The organism is Aeromicrobium sp., assembly GCF_050700635.1.
Classification (GTDB): Bacteria; Actinomycetota; Actinomycetes; order Propionibacteriales; family Nocardioidaceae; genus Aeromicrobium.
In genome coordinates this window covers 1-5,960 of record NZ_JBOHDT010000145.1, presented here as the reverse complement: position 1 = coordinate 5,960, position 5,960 = coordinate 1, and the positions used below count along the sequence as shown (strand labels likewise).

Here is a 5,960-nt window from a genome sequence, read left to right as displayed (position 1 = left end):
GGACGAGGCGCTGATCAGGCTCGATCTGGCCGAGATGCTCGTCGAGGCCGGGTACGACGTGGTCGCCGAGGCGGGCGACGGGGAGGAGGCGGTGGCTCTCACGATGGAGCACCGGCCCGACCTGGTGGTGATGGACGTCAAGATGCCGCGCCTCGACGGCATCGCCGCCGCCGCCCAGATCGCGCGCTACCGCATCGCCCCGGTGGTGATGCTCACCGCGTTCAGCCAGCGGGAGCTCGTCGAGCGGGCCCGCGAGTCCGGCGCCATGGCCTACCTCGTCAAGCCCTTCACGATCACCGACCTCGTGCCGGCGATCGAGATGGCGATGAGCCGGTTCGATGAGATCACCGGGCTCGAGCGGGAGGTCGGCGACCTCACCGAGCGGCTCGAGGCGCGCAAGGCCGTCGAACGCGCCAAGTCGACGCTGCAGGAGGCTCTCGGGCTCACCGAGCCCGAGGCGTTCGGCTGGATCCAGCGCACCGCCATGGATCTGCGACTCACGATGCACCAGGTGGCACAGCAGGTCATCGAGAAGGGGCCGGACCTCGGTCGAGACGCCTGAGGGCGATCGGTTACAAAAGGGCTACGAACAGGAACAATCGCGTCACGGATACACCATCTGACCCCTGAGACGACTACGTTCGGGCATACCCGTTCATCGGTCCGCCCCGGGCCGATCGACCGACCATCCGGAGGATCAATGAAGCGCAGTACCAAGACTTTGCGTCTCGCGGCTGTCGCCAGCGCCGGCGCGCTCGTGCTGGCCGCGTGCGGCGGAGGCGGCGACGAAGGTGGAGACACAGGCGGCGAGGCAGCCGCCAAGGGCGACGGCACACTGACCGTGGGCACCCTGTTGCCCTCGACCGGTGACCTTGCGTTCCTCGGCCCGCCGGAGTTCGCCGGCGTCGACCTCGCCGTCAACGACATGAACGAAGCTGGCGGCGTGCTCGGCCAGGACGTCCCCAAGGCGACCAGGGCCGACTCCGGCGACGGCACGCCCAAGATCGCGCCCGGCTCGGTCGACAAGCTGCTCGGAGCCGACGTCGACACCATCATCGGTGCCGCGAGCTCGAGCGTCTCGCTCAGCGTGATCGACAAGATCATCAACGCCGGTGTCGTGCACTTCTCGCCAGCCAACACCTCGACCGCCTTCGACACCTACGACGACAAGGGCATGTACTTCCGTACGGCTCCGTCCGACGTGCTCCAGGGCAACGTGCTCGGCAACCTCGTCCTGCAGGACGGTGCGAAGAGCGTGGCGATCCTGGCCCGCCAGGAGGCATATGGCGAGGCGCTGGCCGACAACACGGAGAAGACCATCAAGGACCAGGGCGGCGAAGTCTCGGCCAAGGTTCTCTACAGCGTCGACGCCACGTCGTACACGTCCGAGGTCCAGAAGATCAAGGACGCCAAGCCCGACGCCATCGTGCTGATCTCGTTCAACGAAGCCACGAAGATCATCCCGGAGTTCGAGTCCGCAGGAATCGGCCCCAAGGACGTCCAGACCTACTTCGTCGACGGCAACACCGCCGACTACAGCAAGGACTTCCCGAAGGGCACGCTGGAGGGCGTGAAGGCCACGTTCCCGGGCGCTGAACTGACGGGTGACTTCAGGAATCGTCTCCTCGAGGTCGACCCCAAGCTCAAGGACTTCACCTACGGTCCGGAGAGCTACGACGCGACGATCATGTCGGGCCTTGCGGCCGAGGCGGCCAAGAGCGACTCCGGCGAGGCCATCTCATCCGAGCTGATCAACATCTCGCGGGACGGTGAGAAGTGCTCCACCTTCGCCGACTGCGTGAAGCTGATCAAGGACGGTACCGACATCGACTACGAGGGTGTCTCCGGTCCAGTCGACCTGAACGACACCGGCTCCCCGTCGAAGGCGACGATCGGTATCTTCGAGTTCCAGAACAACAACAACTACAAGAACACGGACTACATCACCGGCGTCGTCGAGTGATCTAGTTCAGTACGTGAAGGGCCCCGGCTTCGGCCGGGGCCCTTCCGCTGTCCAGCCCATTCGCGGTAGGAGAGAACGAATGACCTCCTCAGCCTTCCGGACCCTCGTCCTGCTCATGGCCGTCGCTTTTGTGGTCTCGGTCGTGCACTACGTCGACAACACCGTCAACTACGGCGACTTCCCGCAGCCAGAGCCCGGCAGCGGCGTCCCCAATCCGCCGCGGTGGCTCGTCGGTGCGGCATGGTTCTTCTTCACGGCGTTCGGAGTGTTGGGACTGTGGTGGTTAGCGCACGGTCGGACCGCCTGGGCAGCTGTCGCCATCGCTGCCTACTCAGGCAGCGGGCTCGTCGGATTCGCCCACTACGCCGTTCCCGGCGCCACGGACATGGTGTGGTGGCGACAGGCACACGTCATCGCCGACATCATCTGCGGCGTGCTGCTGTTCGGCTTCGCGCTCTGGTTGGCGCTGAGGTTCAGGCCTTCGCCAGCGTCCCCAGGTACAGCTCGATGACCTTGGGGTCGTTCATGAGCTTCTCGCCGCTGGCGGTGTAGGCGTCCTTGCCCTGGTCGAGCACGTAGCCGCGGTCGCAGATCTGCAGACAACGACGGGCGTTCTGCTCGACCATGACCACCGAGACGCCGGCGGCGTTGATGTGTTTGGTCTGCAGGAACACCTCGTCCTGCAGGGCGGGGGAGAGGCCTGCCGAGGGCTCGTCGAGCAGCAGCACCGAAGGCTCCATCATCAGGGCCCGACCCATCGCGACCATCTGCCGCTCACCGCCAGACAGGGAGCCGGCCCGCTGGTCCTTGCGCTCGGCGAGGCGCGGGAAGATCCCCGCGACGTAGTCGAATCGCTCGGGGAACGTCTTCGGGGCGAGATAGACACCCATCTCGAGGTTCTCGCCGACGGAGAGCGACGGGAAGACATTGTTCGTCTGCGGGACGTAGCCGATGCCGGACGCGACGAGCTTGTCGGCCCGCGCGTTGGTGATGTCCTCACCCTTGAGCGTCACCGTGCCCTCATGGACGTTGACGAGGCCGAACATGGACTTGAGGAGCGTGGACTTGCCGGCACCGTTCGGGCCGATGATGCCCACCAGCTCGCCGTCGTGGCAGTGCAGGCTGGCGCCGTTGAGGATGTTGACGCCCGGAAGGTAGCCCGCGATGAGGTTGTCGGCGTGCAGCACCGCTCCCTCAGGCAAGGAGGTGTCGACAGACGTCGGCGAGGATTTGGGTGCAGCATCGGATTCTGGCATCAGTTCTCCTCGGCTTGCTGGATCTCGGCCTCGATCTCGGCGGCGGCCTCCGCGGCGATCTTCTCCTCGTCCTCGAACGACAGCTCGGCGTCGTGGTGGGCGCCGAGGTACGCGTCGATGACGGCCGGATCGGCCATGACGTCGTCGGGTGGGCCCTCGGCCACGATCTTGCCCTGGGCCATGACGACCACCCAGTCGGAGATGTCACGGACCATGTCCATGTCGTGCTCGACGAACAACACGGTGCGGCCCTCGTCGCGCAGCGACTTCACGTGGCCGAGCAATGACTGCTTGAGGGCTGGGTTCACGCCCGCCATCGGCTCGTCGAGCATGATCAGCTCGGGGTCGACCATGAGCGCGCGGGACATTTCGAGCAGCTTGCGCTGACCGCCGGACAACGACCCGGCGAAGTCGTCACGTTTCGTGTCGAGCGTGAACCGTCCGAGGAGGTCTTCAGCCCGTTCGGTGTTGGAGGACTCCTGGTCGCGCCACAGGAACTTGAAGACGCTGGAGAGCAGCTTCTCGCCCCGCTGGCCGGTGGCACCGAGACGCATGTTCTCGATGACCGTGAGGCGCGAGAGCACCTTGGTCAGCTGGAAGGTGCGCACCATGCCCTTGCGGGCCACCTTGTACGGCGGCACGCCGTCGAGACTCTCTCCGTTGAACGTCCACGCTCCGGTGTCGGGCTTGTCGAAGCCGGTCAGCAGGTTGAAGAACGTCGTCTTGCCGGCACCGTTCGGCCCGATCAGCGCGGTGATCTTGCCCCGCTCGACCTCGAAGTGCTCGACGTCGACTGCCCTCAGGCCGCCGAACGCCCTGACGACATTGTCGGCGACGAGGATCGCGTCGTTCTTGGTCTGCCCGGGGGTGGTGACCTTCTCTGTCTCAACGGCCATCGATCGCCAGCTCCCTTCTATCTCCAAAGATGCCTTGCGGTCGGAAGATCATCAACAGCATCAGCACCAGGCCCAGGACGATGAGGCGCATCAGGCTGGCCTGGTCGGAGGACATGATGAAGTCGGGGATGATGTCGTCACCTGTCGCCTTGTCGAAGAACAGGTCGAGTCCGTTGAGGAAGAACCAGAAGATCAGCGCGCCCGCGACGGGACCGAACACTCGGGCGGCGCCACCGATCAACAGCACGGTGTAGACGAAGAAGGTGGTATCTGTAGCGAAGTCGGACGGTGCCACATTGTTCGTCGCGACACCGCTCAGGATGCCGGCCATCGCGCCGATCACGCCACCGAGGATGAGCGCCTGCATCTTGTAGGCGTAGACGTTCTTGCCCAGGCTGCGGACCGCGTCCTCGTCCTCGCGGATGCCCTTCAGGACGCGTCCCCACGGGCTCCGCATCAGCAGGAAGGTGAGCCCGCACAGCAGCAGTGCCAGCGTCCAGCCGAGGATCATGATGAAGAAGTCGTAACTTCGCCAGGACACGAACCCGAAGTCGGCACCGCCGCGCGGGATCGGGTTGAGCGCGGTGAGGGAGTCGGCGAAGCCGAACCGGCCGTCCTGACCGCCGAACTGGTTGTTGAGGCTGGCCGCACCGAGGACTTGGCGGATCACCTCGGCCGCGGCGATCGTCGCGATCGCGAGGTAGTCGGCCCGAAGCCGCAGCGTCGGCACACCGAGCACGAGGGCGAGCAGCACGGCGGCCAGCAGGCCGACGAGCATGCTCAACCACAGATTCTGGCCCCACGTCTGCACGAGCGCTCCGACGGCGTAACCGCCGACCATCATGAACGCGGCCTGTCCGAAGTTCAGCAGGCCCGTGTAGCCGAAGTGGATGTTGAGGCCGATCGCGGCCAGGCAGTAGATGATCGCCTGAGGGCCGAGCGCCTGCTCGATGGCCCCGCTGAGGACGTCCAACCAGCTCATCGTCGTCTCCCTTCCCTCAACCGACCCGCTGGGCGCGTCCGAGGAGGCCCTGAGGTCGAACCAGGAGCACCAGGATCAGCACCACCAGTGCCGTTACGTACTTGAGCTCGGGCGGCAGCACGAGCGAGGACATCTCGACCATCACGCCGACGAGCAGGCTGCCCGCCATCGTGCCCCAGATGGTGCCGAGACCACCCAGGGTGACGCCGGCGAACACCAGGAGCAGGATCTTGAATCCGAACTGATAGTCGAAGCCGTAGTTCATGCCCCACAGCACGCCGCTGAGGCCGGCAAGTGCGGCGCCGACGATCCAGACCGTGAGGATGACACGGTCGACGTCGATGCCGGAGGACGCGGCGAGCGGCGGGTTGTCGGAGACCGCTCGGGTCGCCTTGCCGAGCCGTGTCCGCTGGACGGCGAGGGACACGACGACCAGCACCACGACGCAGATGACGCCAGTCCAGACGAGGCGCGCGGAGATGTCGATCGGGCCGAGATCCAAGGGCGCGCGTTGGATCGGCACGTCGCGGAACTGGTTGTTGTCGGCCCCGAATATGTACTGGAAGATGTTCCGCAGGAAGATCGCCAGACCGATGCTGACGATCATCATGGCGATCAGTCCGGTGCCGCGCCCCCGCAGAGGCTTCCAGAGGAGGATGTCGTTGGCGTAGCCAAACACACCGGCCAGTATCACGGCGAGGATCGCCGCTGGGACGAACGCCCAGCCCCACTGGTTCTGGAAGAGGAACGCGACCAGGGCGCCGAAGGTGATGAGCTCACCGTGGGCAAAGTTCGTGAGGCCGGTGGTACCGAAGACCAGTGACAGGCCGAGCGCGCCGAGGGCCAGCAGCAGTCCGAGGAAG

At 65.6% G+C, this 5,960-nt stretch carries 7 protein-coding genes; 3 read left to right on the top strand and 4 right to left on the bottom strand.

Annotation, left to right across the window (positions count from 1 at the left end; all coding sequences use genetic code 11):
• The 3 genes from ACRDPN_RS11105 to ACRDPN_RS11095 all read left to right on the top strand — a co-directional run.
• On the top strand, positions 1 to 562 hold a 562-nt coding region (locus ACRDPN_RS11105), incomplete at its 5' end, for an ANTAR domain-containing response regulator (RefSeq protein WP_431447619.1).
• 138 nt (positions 563 to 700) lie between these two features.
• Positions 701 to 1,963 (top strand): ABC transporter substrate-binding protein, encoded by a 1,263-nt coding sequence (locus ACRDPN_RS11100; protein ID WP_431447617.1) that lies wholly within the window; start codon positions 701 to 703, stop codon positions 1,961 to 1,963.
• A gap of 79 nt (positions 1,964 to 2,042) precedes the next feature.
• A complete protein-coding gene (locus ACRDPN_RS11095; protein ID WP_431447615.1) occupies positions 2,043 to 2,474 on the top strand; it encodes a hypothetical protein in 432 nt (143 codons plus the stop codon).
• Here ACRDPN_RS11095 and ACRDPN_RS11090 read toward each other — a convergent pair.
• From ACRDPN_RS11090 to ACRDPN_RS11075, 4 genes are all read right to left on the bottom strand, one after another.
• Positions 2,437 to 3,219 carry an ABC transporter ATP-binding protein gene (locus ACRDPN_RS11090; protein WP_431447612.1) on the bottom strand — a complete coding sequence of 261 codons (783 nt, stop codon included), beginning with the start codon at positions 3,217 to 3,219 and terminating at the stop codon, positions 2,437 to 2,439. The genes ACRDPN_RS11095 and ACRDPN_RS11090 overlap by 38 nt on opposite strands.
• The gene (locus ACRDPN_RS11085; protein ID WP_431447609.1) at positions 3,219 to 4,115 is read right to left on the bottom strand and encodes an ABC transporter ATP-binding protein; all 897 of its coding nucleotides are present in this window, start codon (positions 4,113 to 4,115) and stop codon (positions 3,219 to 3,221) included. Before ACRDPN_RS11085 ends, ACRDPN_RS11090 begins: the two co-directional genes overlap by 1 nt.
• The gene (locus ACRDPN_RS11080; RefSeq protein WP_431447607.1) at positions 4,105 to 5,097 is read right to left on the bottom strand and encodes a branched-chain amino acid ABC transporter permease; all 993 of its coding nucleotides are present in this window, start codon (positions 5,095 to 5,097) and stop codon (positions 4,105 to 4,107) included. The genes ACRDPN_RS11085 and ACRDPN_RS11080 overlap by 11 nt, the downstream gene beginning before the upstream one ends.
• A 16-nt stretch (positions 5,098 to 5,113) precedes the next feature.
• A partial coding sequence (locus ACRDPN_RS11075; protein ID WP_431447604.1) for a branched-chain amino acid ABC transporter permease occupies positions 5,114 to 5,960 on the bottom strand: 847 nt, incomplete at its 5' end.

What these genes read in the sequence shown, in the direction of transcription:
- ACRDPN_RS11090 (WP_431447612.1), bottom strand. Translation starts at nt 3,219, where the DNA reads ATGCCAGAATCCGATGCTGCACCCAAATCCTCGCCGACGTCTGTCGAC.
- ACRDPN_RS11080 (WP_431447607.1), bottom strand. Translation starts at nt 5,097, where the DNA reads ATGAGCTGGTTGGACGTCCTCAGCGGGGCCATCGAGCAGGCGCTCGGC.
- ACRDPN_RS11095 (WP_431447615.1), top strand. Translation starts at nt 2,043, where the DNA reads ATGACCTCCTCAGCCTTCCGGACCCTCGTCCTGCTCATGGCCGTCGCT.
- ACRDPN_RS11100 (WP_431447617.1), top strand. Translation starts at nt 701, where the DNA reads ATGAAGCGCAGTACCAAGACTTTGCGTCTCGCGGCTGTCGCCAGCGCC.
- ACRDPN_RS11085 (WP_431447609.1), bottom strand. Translation starts at nt 4,115, where the DNA reads ATGGCCGTTGAGACAGAGAAGGTCACCACCCCCGGGCAGACCAAGAAC.